This is a genomic window from Streptomyces sp. A 4/2 (assembly GCF_940670765.1).
Lineage (GTDB): Bacteria > Actinomycetota > Actinomycetes > Streptomycetales > Streptomycetaceae > Streptomyces.
The window spans coordinates 25,153-43,036 of sequence record NZ_CALNVW010000017.1 but is presented as its reverse complement, the minus strand read 5'-3'; the positions used below and the strand labels follow the sequence as shown (position 1 = coordinate 43,036).

At 70.7% G+C, this 17,884-nt stretch carries 16 protein-coding genes; 9 read left to right on the top strand and 7 right to left on the bottom strand.

Translation table 11 applies throughout. The features are described from left to right. Positions 1 to 25: 25 nt before the first annotated feature. The 3 genes from NBY69_RS11050 to NBY69_RS11040 form a co-directional block, all read right to left on the bottom strand. Positions 26 to 631, bottom strand: a complete 606-nt coding sequence (locus tag NBY69_RS11050) for a hypothetical protein (protein ID WP_250300506.1) — start codon at positions 629 to 631, stop codon at positions 26 to 28. Between the two features lie 132 nt (positions 632 to 763). Continuing rightward, positions 764 to 1,597: an MOSC domain-containing protein gene (locus tag NBY69_RS11045; protein ID WP_250300504.1), complete on the bottom strand. Its 834-nt coding sequence runs from the start codon at positions 1,595 to 1,597 to the stop codon at positions 764 to 766. Between the two features lie 43 nt (positions 1,598 to 1,640). Next, a complete protein-coding gene (locus NBY69_RS11040) occupies positions 1,641 to 2,078 on the bottom strand; it encodes a DUF6643 family protein (protein ID WP_250300502.1) in 438 nt (145 codons plus the stop codon). A gap of 283 nt (positions 2,079 to 2,361) precedes the next feature. On the opposite strand from NBY69_RS11040, the gene NBY69_RS11035 reads away from it, so the two are divergent. Continuing rightward, on the top strand, positions 2,362 to 3,681 hold the full coding sequence (locus NBY69_RS11035; protein ID WP_250300500.1) for a TerD family protein: 1,320 nt from the start codon (positions 2,362 to 2,364) through the stop codon (positions 3,679 to 3,681). 4 nt (positions 3,682 to 3,685) lie between these two features. On the opposite strand, the gene NBY69_RS11030 is transcribed toward NBY69_RS11035, so the two are convergent. Then, the gene (locus tag NBY69_RS11030) at positions 3,686 to 4,912 is read right to left on the bottom strand and encodes a glycosyltransferase (RefSeq protein ID WP_250300498.1); all 1,227 of its coding nucleotides are present in this window, start codon (positions 4,910 to 4,912) and stop codon (positions 3,686 to 3,688) included. 58 nt (positions 4,913 to 4,970) lie between these two features. Here NBY69_RS11030 and NBY69_RS11025 point away from each other — a divergent pair, with 58 nt between their 5' ends. The 5 genes from NBY69_RS11025 to NBY69_RS11005 all read left to right on the top strand — a co-directional run bounded on the left by NBY69_RS11025 (position 4,971) and on the right by NBY69_RS11005 (position 9,453). After that, the gene (locus NBY69_RS11025) at positions 4,971 to 5,756 is read left to right on the top strand and encodes a glutamate racemase (RefSeq protein WP_250300495.1); all 786 of its coding nucleotides are present in this window, start codon (positions 4,971 to 4,973) and stop codon (positions 5,754 to 5,756) included. Positions 5,757 to 5,815: 59 nt separating this feature from the next. Further along, the gene (locus NBY69_RS11020) at positions 5,816 to 6,361 is read left to right on the top strand and encodes a hypothetical protein (RefSeq protein WP_250300493.1); all 546 of its coding nucleotides are present in this window, start codon (positions 5,816 to 5,818) and stop codon (positions 6,359 to 6,361) included. A gap of 103 nt (positions 6,362 to 6,464) precedes the next feature. Further along, complete coding sequence (lnt, locus tag NBY69_RS11015; protein ID WP_250300491.1) at positions 6,465 to 8,078, top strand: apolipoprotein N-acyltransferase; 1,614 nt, start codon at positions 6,465 to 6,467, stop codon at positions 8,076 to 8,078. Between the two features lie 20 nt (positions 8,079 to 8,098). Next, entirely contained in the window at positions 8,099 to 8,578 is a 480-nt protein-coding gene (locus tag NBY69_RS11010; RefSeq protein WP_250300489.1) for an NUDIX domain-containing protein, read from the top strand. Positions 8,579 to 8,658: 80 nt separating this feature from the next. Then, a complete protein-coding gene (locus NBY69_RS11005; protein ID WP_250300487.1) occupies positions 8,659 to 9,453 on the top strand; it encodes a 3-hydroxybutyrate dehydrogenase in 795 nt (264 codons plus the stop codon). Positions 9,454 to 9,640: 187 nt separating this feature from the next. Here NBY69_RS11005 and NBY69_RS11000 read toward each other — a convergent pair whose 3' ends face one another. After that, entirely contained in the window at positions 9,641 to 10,540 is a 900-nt protein-coding gene (locus NBY69_RS11000; protein WP_374211261.1) for a PaaX family transcriptional regulator C-terminal domain-containing protein, read from the bottom strand. Positions 10,541 to 10,739: 199 nt separating this feature from the next. On the opposite strand from NBY69_RS11000, the gene NBY69_RS10995 reads away from it, so the two are divergent. The 3 genes from NBY69_RS10995 to NBY69_RS10985 all read left to right on the top strand — a co-directional run bounded on the left by NBY69_RS10995 (position 10,740) and on the right by NBY69_RS10985 (position 14,953). Further along, on the top strand, positions 10,740 to 11,453 hold the full coding sequence (locus NBY69_RS10995) for a helix-turn-helix domain-containing protein (RefSeq protein ID WP_250300482.1): 714 nt from the start codon (positions 10,740 to 10,742) through the stop codon (positions 11,451 to 11,453). Between the two features lie 204 nt (positions 11,454 to 11,657). Further along, the gene (locus NBY69_RS10990; protein ID WP_250300480.1) at positions 11,658 to 12,884 is read left to right on the top strand and encodes an EfeM/EfeO family lipoprotein; all 1,227 of its coding nucleotides are present in this window, start codon (positions 11,658 to 11,660) and stop codon (positions 12,882 to 12,884) included. Positions 12,885 to 13,099: 215 nt separating this feature from the next. Continuing rightward, a complete protein-coding gene (locus NBY69_RS10985) occupies positions 13,100 to 14,953 on the top strand; it encodes a phospholipase C (protein ID WP_250300479.1) in 1,854 nt (617 codons plus the stop codon). 64 nt (positions 14,954 to 15,017) lie between these two features. On the opposite strand, the gene NBY69_RS10980 is transcribed toward NBY69_RS10985, so the two are convergent. Both NBY69_RS10980 and NBY69_RS10975 read right to left on the bottom strand, forming a co-directional pair. Continuing rightward, the gene (locus NBY69_RS10980) at positions 15,018 to 15,746 is read right to left on the bottom strand and encodes a hypothetical protein (protein WP_250300477.1); all 729 of its coding nucleotides are present in this window, start codon (positions 15,744 to 15,746) and stop codon (positions 15,018 to 15,020) included. Positions 15,747 to 15,916: 170 nt separating this feature from the next. Next, complete coding sequence (locus NBY69_RS10975) at positions 15,917 to 17,824, bottom strand: glycosyl hydrolase family 28-related protein (RefSeq protein ID WP_374211257.1); 1,908 nt, start codon at positions 17,822 to 17,824, stop codon at positions 15,917 to 15,919. Positions 17,825 to 17,884 lie beyond the last annotated feature (60 nt).

Genomic DNA, 17,884 nt, shown 5'->3' with positions numbered 1-17,884 from the left:
CGGGAGTTGACGCGAGGAGCCGGTCTCAGCTGCCTGTGCCGGTGCGTCCCCAGTCGGGACCGGCTTTCGCCCAGGCGCGGTCGAGCCTGACGTACCGTCCCCGTACGAGCCGCCATACGACGAACCGCCGGCCGAGCACGATGAGCCCGGCCGCCGCCGCAGCCGCGCCCGTCCCGGCGAGGACCGCGTGGGCCCGCGCCGTGGACGCCTTCATGGGCCTGCTGACGATCCGTCCGCGGTCGTCCGTCCAGATGCGCAGGTGGGCGCCCGGGAGGTCGTCGCGGTCGAAGGTGGAGAGCGGCCCGCTGTGCCTGCTGCCGTCCACACCGGTCCAGACGGCGGCGACCCGGCCGCGGGGCACCGCGTCGGCCACCCCGTCGGGATTGGCGACCACCGAACGGTCGGCCAGCGCCCGCACCACCGTGGCCGTCGTCGCGTGCCGGTGACGGCGCTGCTCCTGCGCCGCGTCCTGCAGCGCGCTGTCGGTGAGCGCACCGCACAGCCACCCGACCACCGGGCTCACGACGGCGATCAGCAGCACCGCGGCGAGCGCCACCCACGCCTCGGCGAGGTCGGTCCCACGGCGCAGCGGATTGTGCCGCCAACGCCACACACCGGAAGCGGTCCGCACGGTCCCGCACCCCCTTCCGTATCCGCCCTCACCCCACTGGGCACGGCAGGCGCACGGGTGGAGCGCCGGGAGGGCGGTCCCCCTCCGTCCAACGCGCCTGCTGTATCTGTGAGTTCCCTGGGAAGCGGGAACTCATTCGAGGATGTGCACCGGATCACCGACGTGCAGGACGCCGGTCCGTTCGGGGACGAGATTCTGGCCGAACAGCAGATCGTTGTCCACGCGGCGATGGCGCGCGAGCGTGCGCAGCGGTTCCCTGCCGCGCTCGGACGTCCGCTGGTCGGTGGTGGTCACGACACACCGGCCACTGGGTTTGGCCACCCGGAAGGTGACCTCACCGATCGCGATACGGGTCCAGCCGTCCTCCGCCCACGGCCGGACGCCCGACACGACGACACTTGGCCGGAACCGGTCCATCGGCAGCGGACCCTCCTCGGGGAGTTCCCCCTGTGCGATGAGGGAGTTCAGGGCATCGAGCGAGGAGACGGTGGTCAGCAGCAGCGGATAGCCGTCGGCCAGGCTGACGGTCTCACCGGGCCGTGCGTACCTCGGGTCGACCGGACGCCGGTGCGCCGGATCGTCGAGATGCACGAGCCGTACGGGAGCGCCGAGGTACGAGCTGAACCAGGTGTCCGCCGCCGGACCGGCGGGCACGACCTCGACCCTGTCCCGGAAGAGCTGCACCCCGATGGTCCCCACCGGTCCGGGCACCGCGACCGTCAGGGCCGCGCTGCCGGGCGCGGACAGCCTGATCCCACCGTCCGGCAGCGGTTCCGCACCCGCCAACGTCAGGCGTGGCTGCTGGCGTTGGGTGACGGCCTTCCCGTGTTCGTCCACGACCATCCACCGGCGGTCTCCGGCCAGCCCCCAGGGCTCGACCACCGCCGAGCCCGGCGCACACCCCGTGAGGGACTTGACCGGATGGACATGGATCTCGTGCAGGACTGCGTGGATGGGCTGCGACACAGCAGCCATCCTGCCACCCGGTCCTGACGGGCTGTCGGGTGGATCAGTATCCGCGTCCCTGGTACGGGCGGTTGTACGGGTCCTCGTACGGCGCGGGCCTCGGCGCCGCGGGGCGCATCGCCTCGTATCCGGCGCCACCCACCGGCCGCTGCGGCTGCTGCTGCGGCCCCGGGTAGCCGCGGGGCGCCGCGGCCTGCTGCGGGATGTACGGGGCCGGAGCGTGCTGCATCGGCACCGGCTGCGCCATCGGCTGCGGATAGCCGTACGACGGCGCGTGCTGCGAGGGGCCCGGCGGCAGCGCCGGCAGGGCCGAAGGCAGCGCGGGCAGGTAGCTGTTGCCGGTGTCGTACGCCGAGGGCACTCGGATCGGCGCGATCTGAGGGGTGCCCCGCTCTGCGACAAGAGAATCGTAGATAGGGGTGTCCGGGAAGGACGGCGCGGAGTAGTAACCGCCGCCGTAGGTCGCACGGGGGGACGTCATGGCACATAAGTTAAGCCCACGATGTGCTGATTGGGGAGCCCGATAAGAGGGTTCTTTTGCGTGTTGAGAGTGACTGTGGATCCCCAATGCGAGCGAACTTGGCAAAAACGGTCGTCCAACTGCGTCAAGATGGGGTAGTGACCTGCTCGGGAGTTGGTTACCAGTGAGTTGCCAGAACGTTGCGTGACGATCTTCCCGTGCCCCTCGGGAGCGCACCGCGGTGCCTGCGATTAGGTTGGCCGTACGGAAATCTTCGGCTTCGCGACGCCAGTTGGGGGCGAGCATGTCAATGCTTAAGGGAACCAATGTTCCGGTGTCGGCTCAGGCCGTGCGGGTCGAATTGGGGTGGCGGCAGGGGCCGGGGGTGCCGGATGTCGATGCGTCGGCACTGTTGCTGGTGTCGGGAAAGGTGCGCTCCGACGCGGACTTCGTCTTTTACAACCAGCCCGAGCACGCTTCGGGAGCCGTGCGCCACGAAGGGAAAAAACCCGCGGGCGACACCGTGACCGACACACTGTCGGTCGATCTCGCCCGCGTGGAACCCGCCATCGAGCGGGTGGTCCTCGCGGCCTCGGCCGACGGGGGCATCTTCGGACAGGTCCCCGGGCTGTACATCCGGTTGACCGACGCGGCGGACGGCACGGAGATCGCACGCTTCGACAGCCAGGACGCGACCGTCGAGACGGCCTTCCTCCTCGGTGAACTCTACCGGCGCCAGGGCGCCTGGAAGTTCCGTGCGGTCGGGCAGGGGTACAGCACCGGCCTCGGCGGGCTGGCCACCGACTTCGGGATCAGTGTGGACGAGCCGCAGCAGGCCGCCCCGTCGGCGGCTTCCGCTCCGGCGCCCGCCCCGCCGAGCGCGCCCGCCCCGCCCGCCTTCCCGCCGCCGCCCGCGGTCGCCGCGCCGTACACCGCCCCCGTACCGCCCCCGCCGCCCGTCGCACCCCCGGCCGCGCCGGCCCCCGTGCGGCTCAGTAAAGTCACTCTGACGAAGGACGCGCCGACCGTCTCCCTCGCCAAGCAGGGCGGCACGTCGGGCGCCATGCGGGTGAATCTCAACTGGGAGACGCGCAAGCAGTTCAAGGGCTGGGGCGCCAAGCTCAGCAGAGCCGTCGCCGTACACTCCGATCTCGACCTGGATCTTTGCGCGCTCTACGAACTGGCCGACGGGCGTAAGGGTGTCGTACAAGCACTGGGTAATGCTTTCGGTTCGCTGAACCAGCCGCCGTACATCCATCTCGACGGCGACGACCGCACCGGATCCGTTTCGGCCGGAGAGAATCTCACGGTCAACCTCGACCAGAAGAACAGAATCCGACGGGTTCTCATCTTCGTGACGATCTACGAGGGCGCCAGGAGCTTCGCCGATCTCCATGCGACGGTCACCCTTCAGCCCCAGAACGGCGCGGCGATCGACTTCTCGCTCGACGAATGCACCGTGCCGTCCACGGTCTGCGCACTCGCGCTGCTCACCAACGACGGCGGTGATCTCGTCGTCCAGCGCGAGGCCCGCTATCTGGTGCCCGCCCGCGGGGTCAGCCCGCAGCGCACCGTCGACCAGGCGTACGGCTGGGGCATGAACTGGACGCCCGGCCGGAAGTGAACGTTCACCGCTCCGGCGCGGTTCCCGGACCGGCCTCGCTGCCGGGAACCGCGCCGGAGCCCGGGTGGGCGTCGGGTTCCGGGCGGGCGTACGTCCGCCCCTTCCAGGCAGCGCCGCGTCCCCGGTAGTGCTGCACCGCCGAGTCGACCGTCATCAGGAGGTAGAGCAGCGCGGTGAACGGCAGCAGCACGGCGAGCCAGAACGGCTGCCGGTAGTAGCGCAGCATCGGGAGATACGTCCCCGCCATCACCAGCCAGGCGAGACCGCCCGCCCACGCGGCCGGGGCGTTGTGCGACAGCAGCCCGGCCACCAGCGTGGCGGGCGGCGCGAGATAGATCAGGGCGAGTCCGAGCACCGTACCGGCGAGCAGCGGAAGACTGTGGCGCAGCTGTGCGTACGCGCTGCGCGAGACCATCCGCCACAGGTCGCCCAGGCGCGGATAGGGGCGCACGCTGTCCACCCGCTCGGCGAGCCCCAGCCAGATGCGCCCGCCGCTGCGCCGTACGGCGCGGGCCAGTGACACGTCGTCGATCACCGCCTGCCGGATGGAATCGGGGATGCGGGCCCGTTCGGCGGCCTCGGTGCGCAGCAGCACGCAACCGCCCGCCGCGGCCGAGGTCCTCGACCCCGGCCGGTTGATCCACCGGAACGGATAGAGCTGCGCGAAGAAGTACACGAACGCGGGCACCACCAGCCGCTCCCAGACGCCGGCGACCCGCAGCCGCGCCATCTGGGACACCAGATCGAGCCGGGCCGTCCCGGCGGCGGCCACCAACTCGCGCAGGCTGTCCGGCCGGTGGGCGATGTCGGCGTCGGTGAGCAGCAGATACTCAGGGCCTCGCGCGCGGGCCAGCTGCATTCCGCACCGCAGCGCCCAGAGCTTCCCGGTCCAGCCGGGCTCCGGCTCGCCGGGGGAGACCACGGTCAGCGTCAGCCCGCCGTGCCGTGCGGAGAGGTCCCTGGCCAGTTGCCCGGTGCCGTCGGAACTGCCGTCGTCGACCAGGAGGATCTCGGCGTTCCCCGGGTAGTCCTGGGCCAGCAGCGACGGCAGGCTCAGCGGAAGTACTTCGGCCTCGTCCCTGGCGGGTACGACGACGGCGACGTCCGGCCAGTCGGCGGGCTCGGTACGTGCGGGCAGGCGCTGGTCCGTGCGCCAGAAGAAACCCTGCCCCAGCAACAGCCACACCCATGCGGCCAGCGAACAGACGGCGATCCAGGCAATGGTGGTCATCCGCCGAAGTCTGCCGCACCACCGCGGCCCGGCAGGGCCGGTCGACTAAGGTGACCGGGTGAAGATCGCACTGATGGATTCCGGAATCGGCCTGCTCGCGGCGGCTGCCGCGGTACGCCGGCTGCGGCCCGACGCGGAGCTCGTCCTCTCCTGCGACCCCGACAACATGCCCTGGGGGCCGCAGACGTCCGCCGACGTGACGTCGCTCGCGCTGACCGTGGCGCGCGCCGCGGCCGTACACCGGCCGGACGTACTGATCGTCGCCTGCAACACGGCGTCCGTGCACGCCCTGCCCGCGCTCCGGGCCGAGCTGGAGCCGGACATCCCGGTCATCGGTACGGTGCCCGCCATCAAGCCGGCCGCCGCGGACGGGGGGTCCGTCGCCATCTGGGCGACCCCGGCGACCACCGGCAGCGCCTACCAGCACGGTCTGATCCGTGAATTCGCCTCCGGCGCGGATGTCACCGAGGTGCCCTGCCCGGGACTCGCGGACGCCGTCCAGTACGCCGACGAGGATGCGATCGACCGTGCCGTGGCCGCAGCCGCAGCCCTCACCCCGCCCGGCGTAAGGGGCATCGTCCTGGGCTGCACCCATTACGAGCTGGTCGCGGAGCGGATCCGTGACGCCGTGCGACGGCCGGACGGACCTCCGGTCGAGCTGTACGGATCGGCCGGTGCGGTGGCCGCACAGGCGCTGCGCCGCATCGGTGCCGGGCCCGCGCCCGACGCCGACCCGAGCGCCTCGCTGACCGTGCTGCTGAGCGGTCGCCAGGCACCGCTGCCGGGCTCCGCGCTGGCGTACGCCGAAGGGCGTCTGCTCCCGGCCGTCAGCCCCGCGCACTGAGCGGCGCATCCGCCGCGCGGTCACTGCCGCACCCGTGGAACGTGAGTAGGCTGCTGCGCATGAGGGACCACAGGCACAGCGAGTCCGCTCCTCCGGTCTGGCACGGCCACGCGACCAACCGTGTGCAGTGGCCGCTCTCGGCCGTCGGCGCGGCCTGCCTGGCGCTCGGCATCCAGCTGGCCGTCGACTCCGCCTGGACCACGGGCCTCGCACCGCTGGCGATGTCCGTGGTCGGCTGTGTGCTCGTCGGCCTGATGATGCTCTACGGCACACTCGCCTTCGTACACGTGTCGGTGAAGGTCGATGAGCACTCCTTCGAGGTCCGCTGCGGCTACATCGGTCTGCCGCGCCGCCGCATCCTGCTCGAACATGTGGTGGGCGCCGAGTTCGCACCGACGGTGACCCCGCGCCAGTGGGGCGGCTGGGGGTACCGGTGGCGCCCGGAGAAGGGCACCGCGGTGGTGGTGCGGCGCGGGGAGGGCCTGGTCCTCACACTCGGGGACGGCCGGAGCTTCACCGTCACGGTCGACGACGCCGAAGCGGCCGTACGCGTCATCCGGGACCGGCTGCGGCTCCCCGGCACCGGCAAGCCCGCCGGGGCATGAGACACGCGTCCGGGTAGGGCCTTCGTTTGGATCAGGCCGCGCGCCCCGGCGTCCGGGGGCCGCGCTTGCCCGACGCACAGCAGGCCACCGTAGACTCCGCCTGGTGAGCGCCCCCACCACCCTTGACGAGCCCGCGCCCGACTCCGGGCCCGAGCAGTTCGCCCAGCAGCCCGCCGTTCCGTCGCGCGGCCGGCGGCTCGCCCGCGCGCTCGTGCGACCGGCGGTGGCGGCCCTGTCCGGCCTGCTGCTGTACGCCAGCTTCCCGCCGCGGCCGCTGTGGTGGCTCGCCCCCTTCGCTTTCGCCGCACTCGGGTACACCCTGTACGGCCGCCGGGCCAGGGCCGGTTTCGGCCTCGGCTACCTCGCGGGCCTCGGTTACCTGCTGCCGCTCCTGGTATGGACGGGGGTGGAGGTCGGCCCCGGCCCCTGGCTGGGACTCGCGGCTGTCGAAGCGCTCTTCATCGCCGCCGCCGGCGCCGGGATCGCCTACGTCTCACGGCTGCCGCTCGCGCCGCTCTGGGCAGCGGGGGTGTGGATCGCCGTCGAGGCGGCCCGTGCGCGAGTGCCGTTCGGCGGCTTCCCCTGGGGGAAGGTCGCCTTCGGGCAGCCCGAAGGGGTGTTCCTGCCGCTGGCCGCCGTCGGCGGCACGCCACTGCTCGGCTTCGCCGTCGTCCTCTGCGGCTTCGGAATCGCCGAAGCGGTACGGCGCTGGGCCACCCTGCGCAGCGTCCTGAACCGCAGGGTCGCGACCGCCGCTGTCCTGGCCGTCGCACCCGTCGCGGCGGGCTTCGCCGCCCTGCCGCTCGTCGACACCGGCGCCCAGGACGGCACGGCGACCGTCGCCCTCATCCAGGGGAACGTGCCCAGGATGGGCCTCGACTTCGCGACCCAGCGCCGCGCGGTGCTCGATCACCACGTGCGGGAGACGCTGAAGCTGGCCGCGGACGTCAAGGCGGGCCGGGCCGCACAACCGGACCTGGTGCTGTGGCCGGAGAACTCGTCGGACATCGACCCGTACCTCAACGCCGACGCCTACGACGCCATCGACAAGGCCGCCAAGGCGATCAAGGCGCCCATCTCGGTCGGCGCGGTCGTCACACCGGACAACGGCAAGGGCGCCCCGCTCAACCAGCAGATCCTCTGGGACCCCGTGAAGGGCCCGGTCGACACGTACAACAAGCGCCAGCTCCAGCCGTTCGGCGAGTACATGCCGTACCGGTCCTTCTTCCGCCTCTTCAGCTCCGACGTCGACCTGGTCCGCCAGGACTTCGTGCCCGGCCACAAGGCGGCCGACTTCGACATGCGGGGGACCAAGGTCGGCCCCGTCACCTGTTACGAGGCCGCATTCGACTGGGCCGTACGGGACCAGGTGAAGGCCGGTGCGCAGATCATCTCGGTACCGAGCAACAACGCCACCTTCGACCGCAGCGAGATGACCTACCAGCAGCTCGCGATGTCGCGGGTGCGGGCGGTGGAGCACAGCCGGGCCGTGATGGTCCCGGTCACCACCGGTGTGAGCGCGGTCATCCGTCCGGACGGCTCGGTCGCGCAGAAGACCAAGATGTTCACCGCCGACGCCCTGGTGGCCGAGGTGCCCAAGCGTTCCTCGCTGACCCCGGCCACCCGGCTCGGCACCCTCCCCGAGTGGCTGCTCGTCGCACTCGCCGCGGGCGGGATCGGCTGGGCAGTGACCCGTACGGTGAAGACGCGCAGGTGAGCGGCCGATAGGGTCGGCGCATGGGCACTCCCGACTTCATCCGAGAAATCAGGGCCACCGCGGGCCATCAGCTGCTTCTGCTGCCGGGGGTGAGCGCCGTGGTCCTCGACGACGAGGGGCGGGTACTGCTCGGACGGCGCGCCGACACCGGCACGTGGTCGATCATCGGCGGCATCCCCGAACCGGGTGAGCAGCCCGCCGACACGGCTGTGCGTGAGGTGTACGAGGAGACGGCCGTACGGTGTGTGCCGGAGCGGGTGATCCTCGTCCAGGCGCTCAAGCCGATCCAGTACCCCAACGGGGACCACTGCCAGTTCATGGACACCAGCCTGCTCTGCCGGGCGACCGGCGGTGCGGCCCGGGTCAACGACGACGAGTCCCTTGAGGTGGGCTGGTTCGCGCCGGACGCGCTTCCCGAACTGGCGGAGTTCGCGCTCACCCGGATCAAGCGGGCGCTCACCGACGAGCCCACCTGGTTCGCACCCGCCACCTTCGAATGAAGGGCGGGCACGGCCCCGCAGGAGAGCGGTCGCGCCCCGGTGCGTGAGGGCGGGCGGACCGGGTGGTTAGGCTGCGCGGCATGACGACGCCTCGTTCCGCACCTGCCCCTCTCGGCCTCGATCTGCGGGGCCGTACCGCTCTCGTCACCGGCGCCGCGGGCGGCATCGGCAGTGCCTGCGCACTGCGGCTGGCCGCCGCCGGCGCCACGGTCCGGGCCGGTGACCGCGACGCGGCGGGGCTCGAAGCACTCGTCGGCCGCGCCGGTGACCTGCCCGGGGCCGTCGAGCCGTACGTCCTCGACCTGACCGATCTCGACGCGGCGGAACGGGCGGCGGCGGGCACCGACATCCTGGTCAACAACGCCGGGCTGCAACTCGTCCGGCCCATCGAGGAGTTCCCGCCCGACGTCTTCCACACCATCCTCACCGTGATGCTGGAGGCGCCCTTCCGGCTGATCAGGGGCGCCCTGCCGCACATGTACGAGCAGGGCTGGGGCCGGATCGTCAACCTGTCGTCCGTGCACGGACTGCGTGCCTCCGCGTTCAAGTCGGCCTATGTGTCCGCCAAACACGGGCTCGAAGGCCTCTCCAAGACCGCGGCCCTCGAAGGCGCCCCGCACGGGGTGACCTCCAACTGCGTCAACCCCGGATACGTACGCACCCCGCTCGTCGAGCGGCAGATCGCCGACCAGGCGGCCGCCCACTCCATCCCGGAGGAGCGCGTCCTCAACGAGGTGCTGCTGAAGGACTCGGCGCTCAAGCGGCTCGTCGAACCGGACGAGGTCGCGGAGGCGGTCGCCTATCTCTGCACCCCGCAGGCCGCGTTCATCACCGGCACGTCACTCGCCCTCGACGGCGGCTGGACCGCCCACTAAGGTCTTTCGTTTGGATCACGCCGGGTCAGGGAGCGGGGTGTGGTGCGTGCGATCGCAAGGCGGAGGATTGAGGCAATGGGGTCTCCCCTGGCCCTTAAGGCCTTGGGGAAGGAGCCATGGTGATTGACGACAACGCGGCGAGCGTGCGCACCACACCCCGCGAGCCCGGCGTGATCCAAACGAGGCCCTAGGCCCCGTGCGGTTCCGGTGCGGCCGTCCCGGGCGGGACCCCGCGGACGAGCCCCCGGGCGGCGTACGCCCGCGCACCGTCCGCCAGCTGTGACTGGAGTGCGAAGAAGAGGTCCGCGGCGCGGATACCGATCCACTTCTCCGGAAGCAACTCCTCCGGGAGGCCCGGGTCCAGATAGGGCAGTTGCCGCCAGTCGGTGAGTACCCGGACGTAGTCGACGAAGGCGTCCCGCGCCGCGGCGTCCGCCGTGCCCGGCTGCGGGCGCTCCAGTACGGCGGCGTGCTTGCGGACGAACTCGCCGTACAACTGCTCCAGTTGGCCGAGGTCCCACCACTGCCGCACTTTTTCGGCCGGGTCGGCGAAGGCCAGGTGGTCGGCACGGAAGAGGTCCGTGTATCCGTCGAGTCCCAGGCGGCGCAGCATCTCCGCCGTGGTGTCGTACAGGTGGGCCGGGGCGATGTAGACGCCCGACGAGACGGTGCCGAACCCCAGCCGGGTCAGCCGGGAGCGCATCAGATGCCGCTTGCTGCGCTCGGACTCCGGCACCGAGAACACCGCGAGCAGCCAGCCGTCGGCAGGCGTCGCGCGCTCCCGCCGGAAGATCCGGTGGTCTCCCTCCCGCAGTACCGACAGACCCTCGTCGGAGAGGGCGTAGCCCGCCGCGCCGTCCCGCCGTTCGGCCCGCAGGATGCCGCGGCGCTTGAGCCGGGAGATGGAGGACCGGACAGCCGGAGCGTCGATGCCCAGATCCGAGAGCAGGGCGATCAGGGACGCGACCGACAGCCAGCCGCCCTCGGTCCTGGAGTACAGGCCGTACACCGTCACGATGAACTGGCGCGGCTGCGCGGAGGCTGCCGAGGAGTCGCCCTCCGCAGGGTCGTGCGCCTCTGCTGCGATCGTCACATGAGCAGGCTATCAATCACCCGGCAGGCGGTCGGAACGTCCTCTCCGCTGGTCACGGCCGCCTGCCTGCTGTGCGCTGTCGTCCAGAACCCGCGCGCGGCTCCCGCTCCGGCCGGTCTCCTCCTCCGCTAAGAGCGCTCTGCCGCTGCTCCACTGTTTGACAACAGCTGTTGCCGAGGTGGCAAATGGAGAGATGACAGATCGGGAGAGCGCGAATCGACAGGGCGACGGCGCGGAGGGTGCGGGCGGAGAGGGTACGGACGACGACGGCTTCGCGGCCGTTCTGACCGCGGTGGGCCCCCGGCTGCGAGCCCTGCGGCAGGACCGTGGCATCACTCTCGCGCAGCTGAGCGAGACGACCAGGATCTCTCTCAGTACCCTTTCCCGGCTGGAGTCCGGCAGGCGCAAACCGACCCTGGAGCTGCTGCTGCCCCTGGCGAAGACGTTCGGCGTGCAGCTCGATGAACTGGTGGACGCGCCGCTGACCGGGGATCCCCGCATCCACCCCCGCCCCTTCAACCGGCACGGCATGACCATCATCCCGCTGACCCGCCATCTCGGCGGGCTGCACGCCTACAAGCAGGTGATTCCCGCCGGGCAGCAACGGCTGGGGAAACTGGAGCAGCGGGTGCACGAGGGGTACGAGTGGCTCTACGTCCTGGCCGGGCGGCTGCGGCTCGTGCTGGGCGAGCACGACCTCGTCCTCACCGCGGGTGAGGTCGCGGAGTTCGACACCCGTACCCCGCACGTCTGGGCCAGTGCGGGCCCCGAGGCGGTGGAATTCCTCAGCCTGTTCGGACAGCAGGGCGAGCGGATGCATGTACGCGCCCGTCCCCTCGACAAGAAGCCGACGGACGGGGACGGGAACGGGGAAGCCGGGGGCGCGCCCCGGCTGACGCGGGCCTGACGCCGGTCAGCGCCGCCGCGGCTCTCCGTACCAGCTCCATCGGGTGAGCCGCGTGCGGCCGGGAGCCGGAACCGTAACGCGCGCCCAGGGCGCGGACCAGGGCGGAACCTGCCGGCAGCCCGGCAAACCGCTCCGGAATCCGCTCCGTTGATCGCCGGCGTCTACCATGAGCCTCGCCGTCGAGCGCTGCGTCAGGAGGCCGGTGTGCCGGACAGGACCGCCCCACGTTCCCCGCGGCGCTTCTCGCGGCGCACGCTGATCACGGGCGGGGTGGCACTGGCCGCCGCGCTCGCTCTCGCCGGCACGGGAGCGGCGGGACTCCTGCACGGCCCGGGCCATCCGGCCGAGCCCTCCGACGGCATGCCGCACACGCGCGTCGAGGCATCGGCGGGCAGCTGTGGGAACGGCTGGCGGAATCCGCGCCCCGGCACCCAGGTCTTCGAGGTGCGCAACACGTCCGCCACGCCCGTCGAGGTGTACCTGAAGGACGTGTCCAGCGGCGCCGTGTACGGCGAGCTGGAAGGACTGGGTCCGGGCAGCAGCCGGGCGCTGACGGTGGACCTCGCCGCCGGTTCGTACGCCTTCGCCTGTTTCCCCGACGACGCCGCTTCCGTCACCGGCCCCACGGTCCGGGTGCGTGGCGGGAAGGGGGGCGGCGGCCCGGCCGCCCTGCCGGTGAGCAGCCACGACCTGATTCCGCCGACGCTGAGCTATCAGAAGTGGGTGACCGGCCGGACGGGCGACCTCGTCGCCGCCACGCAGCAGCTCGACTCCGCACTCCGGTCCGGCGACACGGGACGGGCCCGGAAGGCATGGCTCACCGCGCATCTCGTGTACGAACGGATGGGCGCCGCCTACGGGACGTTCGGCGACGCGGACACGGCGATCAACGGAACCACCGCGAGCCTGCCCGGCGGGGTCCACGACAAGGACTTCACCGGATTCCACCGCATCGAGTACGGCCTGTGGCACGGTGCGCCGGTGTCCGGCCTGCGCCCGTTCGCCGACCGGCTGCTCAAGGACGTACGGACCCTGCGCGCGGACTGGACACGGGCCCGGATGGACCCCCTGGACCTCGGCCTGCGGGCGCACGAAATCCTGGAGAACACCGTGCAGTTCGAGCTGACCGGCCGCACCGACTACGGCAGCGGCAGCAACCTCGCCACCGCCCGCGCCAACCTCGACGGCACCCGGGTGGTGCTCGCCCGGCTGCGCCCGCTGCTCACCGGCCGCTACCCCGGGCTGGCGCGGCTGGACAGTGAACTGGACCGGACGCAGCGGGTTCTGGACCGCCAGGACCACGACGGCCGCTGGACGCCGCTCGACCGGCTCGGCCGCGGACAGCGCGAGCAGGTGAACGCCGCAGTCGGTGGAGTCGTCGAGCGGCTGGCGGACGTCGCGGCCCTCTGCGACGTGCGCAGGACGTCCTGACGGTCCTGACGGTCCTGACGGGCTGACGTGCGCAGGACGTCCTGGCGGACCGGGCGGGCCCGGGGCGGCGCCTGACAGTGCGTCGAACGGATGGTTGGTCAACTTTTTGTTGTCGCGCCGTACACCGGGTGTTCACTCTCGTGACATGGTGATGGATCGTGTCGCGTTGAGTGGTGCATGACAGATGCGCCGGTCGGAGTGAAGGGCGGAACCGTATGGGCAGCACCGGAAGGAAGACGGGCGCGCGGCGCTGGGGAGCACTGGCCGGAGCCGCCGCGCTCACCGTGCTCGGCGGGGCGGCGCCCACCTGGGCCGCGGCGCCCGCCGGGCATCACTCCGGCAGTGCCACGGCCACCCCCGTCAAACATCTGGTGGTTCTCTTCGACGAGAACATCTCCTTCGACCACTACTTCGCTACCTATCCGCAGGCTGCGAACACCGACGGGACGAAGTTCACCCCGTCCCCGCGCACCCCCCGCGACATCGACAACCTGCGCACCGCCGGGCTGCTCGACAAGAACCCCAATCAGTACCTGCCCAAGCGCCTCGGCCCGGACCAGGCCATGACCTGCGACCAGAACCACTCGTACGGTCCGGAGCAGTACGCGTACAACGGCGGCAAGGCCGACAAGTTCGTGGAGAACACCGACTCGGGCAAGTGCTCGGGCCATCTCTTCGGTGAACCCGGGCTGGCCATGGACTACTTCGACGGCAACACCGTCACCGCCATGTGGAACTACGCCCAGCACTACGCACTCAACGACAACTCCTTCGGTTCCGCGTACGGCCCCTCGACGCCGGGAGCGATCGAGCTGGTGTCGGGGCAGACGCACGGTGTGGTGTCGACCGACCCGAAGTCATCGACCGAGCACCCGGTCCGGACCGACAAGCCCGATCCCGCGGCGGTCGCCTCGCCGGATGCGCACGGCGTCGGCACCATGATCACCGACCCGGACCCGGCCTACGACGACTGCTCGGGCAACGATCACACCAGCACGTCCTCCCTCGCCGAACTCGGCGGCAAGAACATCGGCGACCGGCTCAACGAGAAGAACGTGAGCTGGGGCTGGTTCCAGGGCGGCTTCCGCCCGAGCACCGCCTGGAACGGCAAGTCGGACGACCTCGCCAAGTGCGGCGGCACCACCCACGCCAACGTCGGCGGCGAGCAGGTCGTGGACTACAGCCCGCACCACAACCCCTTCGCGTACTACAGCTCGACCGCGAACCCGCACCACCTGGCTCCGAAGTCCGTCGCCGAGATCGGCCACGCGGGCCGGGCCAACCACAACTACGACCTCACGGACTTCAACGCGGCCCTCAAGTCCGGTCACCTCCCCTCGGTGAGCTTCCTCAAGGCCCCCTCCTACCAGGACGGGCACGCCGGATACTCCGATCCCACCGATGAACAGGACTTCCTCATCGGCCAGATCAACAAGATCCAGCAGGCTCCGCAGTGGAAGGACACCGCGGTCGTCCTCGCCTACGACGACTCGGACGGCTGGTACGACCACGTCTACGCCAAGCCGCTGAACGGCTCCGACGACACCACGAAGCAGACGAACGGCAAGACCGTCGACTCGCCCGCCTGCCAGAACGGCCCGAAGGCCACAGGCGGTTACGCCGACCGGTGCGGTCCCGGAGCGCGGCAGCCGCTGATGGTCATCTCCCCCTACGGCAAGGTCAACCGGGTCGACCACACCAGGACCGAGCAGACCTCGATCATCAAATTCGTCGAGGAGAACTGGCACACCGAACGCATCGGTGACCACTCCTTCGACACCCGGGCCGGTTCGCTGGCCGGGATGCTCGACTTCAAGCACCCCAACGGCAAGCAGGTGCTGCTGAACAAGGACGGGTCGGTCAAGTCGGTCGGCCCGATCCGGCCCGTCGCACCCGTCACCACGGAGATCTCGCACCCGCAGACGCGGAGCGCCGCGGTCCAGGAGCTCGCCGCGGAAGGATCCGATCAGCCCGTCCTGCTCACCGGGGCCGTCCTCGGCGTGGTCGTGCTGGGCGGCGCGGGGGTCGCTGTGGCGATCCGCCGCCGCTCGGGACGCGGGACGGTCTGAGCAGCGCCCCAGGAGCGGTCCGAGGGCCCCACCGCGGTCGGTGGGGCCCTCGGACACGGCCGGCTCATGCTGCGTTGGCCGGTCCCACCTGTTCGCGCAGCTTCGACAGGTCGACCGTCTGGTCGGGCGTCGGCGTACTCGTCGGCACCGGCTTGTCGAAGTCGGAGAAGCCGACGGTCGCGTGGGCGGTGTTGCCCTGCACGGAGAGCCGGACGGGATACGCCTTCCCGTGCGCCGCGACGTACAGGATCTCCTTGCGGCCGTTGCGCTCGCTGCTGAGCGGGATGACGGCGACTCCGTCGACCGTGGTCTCCTTGCCCTTGGTCAGTGCGTTCGGCGAGTCACCTGTGTCGTCCTTGGTCGCGCTGAGGAAGGCGTTCAGATCGCAGACCTGCGCGATGTCCTCCAGTGGGGATTCCTTCGCGGAGCCTCCCAGGTAGCGCCCGTGCAGCACCGCGGACGTCGCGTTGCCACCCGGAACCTGGTTCTTCCAGAACGTCGCGTCCGGCTTGATCCAGACGGAGTTTCCCCGCTTGACGATCTGGATGGAGCCCTGCCCGCCCACGCTCACCGAGCCCTTGCAATTGGCCTGCTTGTCGAGCGTGAGGTCGATGGACGAGGCGTTGCCCGACTCGTCGAAACTGCCCTGGACCTTGAGGTGCAGCGATGTCGACGAGAAGAGGGCGTCGTGTGCTTTCTGGCCGATCTGCTGAGCCGACAGCGAGCCGGTGCCGCTGTCCGCGCTGGCCGAGCTGCCCGCTGCGATCGTCAGAACGACTGCTGCTGAGCACACTGCCAGAGGCTTGGCCGTACGGTGTCCGGTCAACGTCGCCTCCTTGAGATGTACCTGGTCAAGGGCGTGCGAACTGTGCACGAAGAGCCTACGCCCGCTGCGCGCAGGTCGCCTGGTGGGGACAGACCGGTGCCCCGCCGGCCCTCTCGGGGACAGGCGGGGCACCGGTCTCAAGGAGCCATGGGCAGATCCGCCCGGGTGGTGCCGCCCGGCACACCACCGTTGGTCCACACGGGAGCGGGCCACGTCCCGGGGCAGGCCGGTGGGTCGGCGTACCATCCGGAGTTGCCCGCTCCCCGGGTGATCTCGAAGCCGGCCCCGACACAGTTGTGGATCGGGTTCGACTGTGCGATGTGGGTGGCGGTGACGCCGGTGAACGACGCGGTGCCGGGAGCCTGGATCTGGAGCGCGTAGGTTCCGGCCCCGTCGATCCTGACGTTCGTGAAGTGCAGCCCGTTCGTCGCATGGTCGATGAGCATGATCGCGGCGTAGGAGCTGTCCAGGATCTCGCTGTCGGTGATGTCGATATTGCCGTTGACCGGTTCGTTGAGCCCGCTGAACCAGATGGCCCCGACGCCGAACTGCCAGTTGAAGTCGTTGTTCCCGGCCCGGATCAGGGTGTTGCGCGCGGCTGTCGTGGTACCGGAGACCGCCGTGCCGTGAGCGGAGTCGACCCCCGGATAGCGGTTGGCGACATGCAGTCCGCCGCCATTGGTCACGGTGTCCGCCATGACGTTGTCCGAGAGGGTGATGTCCTTGCCGCCGTACGTGGCGATGTTGTTCGCCAGGACCGGCAGGACCACCGTGTCGAACGTGAACGTGTCGTTGACGTTCGGGACGTTCTCCGCCCACATCGCCAGACCGTCGTCACCGGTGTTACGCACAAAGGTCTGGGTGACCGTGGAATTGGTGACGCCCGTGTGGAAGTTGACGCCGTCCGCGGTCTGATCGAGGATGCGGCTGTTCTTGATGGTGAAGTTGTTCATCGGGCCGTCCATCCACGCCCCGACCTTGGTGTGCTGCATCCATACGTCGTCGACCGTGGAGTCGGAGAGCGCGCCTCCGATGGCATTGACCTGAGCGTTGTCCTCCCGCTCGCGGATGTCGCCCATGACGGCGAAGTCCTTGAGGGTGACGCCGCTGCTGCCGCCCGCCGCTGCGTACTTTCCGTACACCCCGACGGCCTTGCTCCGGTCGGTCGGATCGCGCCCGGTCAGCACGCTGTACCAGGGGCCCGCCCCGGCCAGGGTCACCTTGTCGACCACGATGTGGTCCCGCACCTGGAAGGTGCCCTGCGGGATGTAGACCGTCCTGCCCTGTGCCGTGCCCGCGTCGACCGCCGCCTGGATCCTGGCGGTCGAGTCCGCGGCCCCGGTCGGGTCCGCGCCGAAGTCGCTCACCACGTCCAGGGCGCCGGAGGGCTTGCCGATCGGCGCGGCCACCTGCTCGAAGTCGGCGAGATCGATGGTGAACGTCGGCGACTGGGCGGTGGACGAGACCTGGAGGCGGACCTTGGTGCCGGCCGCCAGCGTCGACCCGAACAGGGTGCGTGTCTCGTCGTAGAAGTGGTGCGGGTCGGCGTCGCCCGGGTTGTTGTTGAAGGGATAACTGCCGTAGTACCAGCTGTACTTGGATGTCACCGGCACGCTCTTGAGCTGGTTGCCGTCGACCTTGAGGTCGATGGACGCGTCGCGACCGGCACCGTCCGGACTGTCCGGCAGCGAGTAGCGGAACGACATGGCGTCGGCGGGAGCCGTGAGGGTGAACTCCACGTACTCGCCGGGGGCGTCGAGCGTCACGGCCTGACGTCCCGATGCCTCGGACGCGAGGTGCCCGTAGAGGCGGTCGGGGCCGATCGGAGTGCCGTTGGTGGCGGCGTACTCGGCCTCCTGCTCCTTGAACGGCACGGTGGCACCGCGGCCGGAGATCCCGACGGGGGAGGGGGCGGGCACCCCCGCCGCCTGAGCGGCGGGGGCGGCGGACAGGACCACTGCGGCGGCCGTCCCGGCCACGGCGAGAGCCATGGTGAGCGAGGCGGACAGGCCGCGGCGGAGCAGTCGGTGTGGGGGAGGTGTCACAGACGTACGTCCTTGCGGCTCGTGAGGAACTCTGCGGACGTCGAAAGGCTAGAAGTCGGG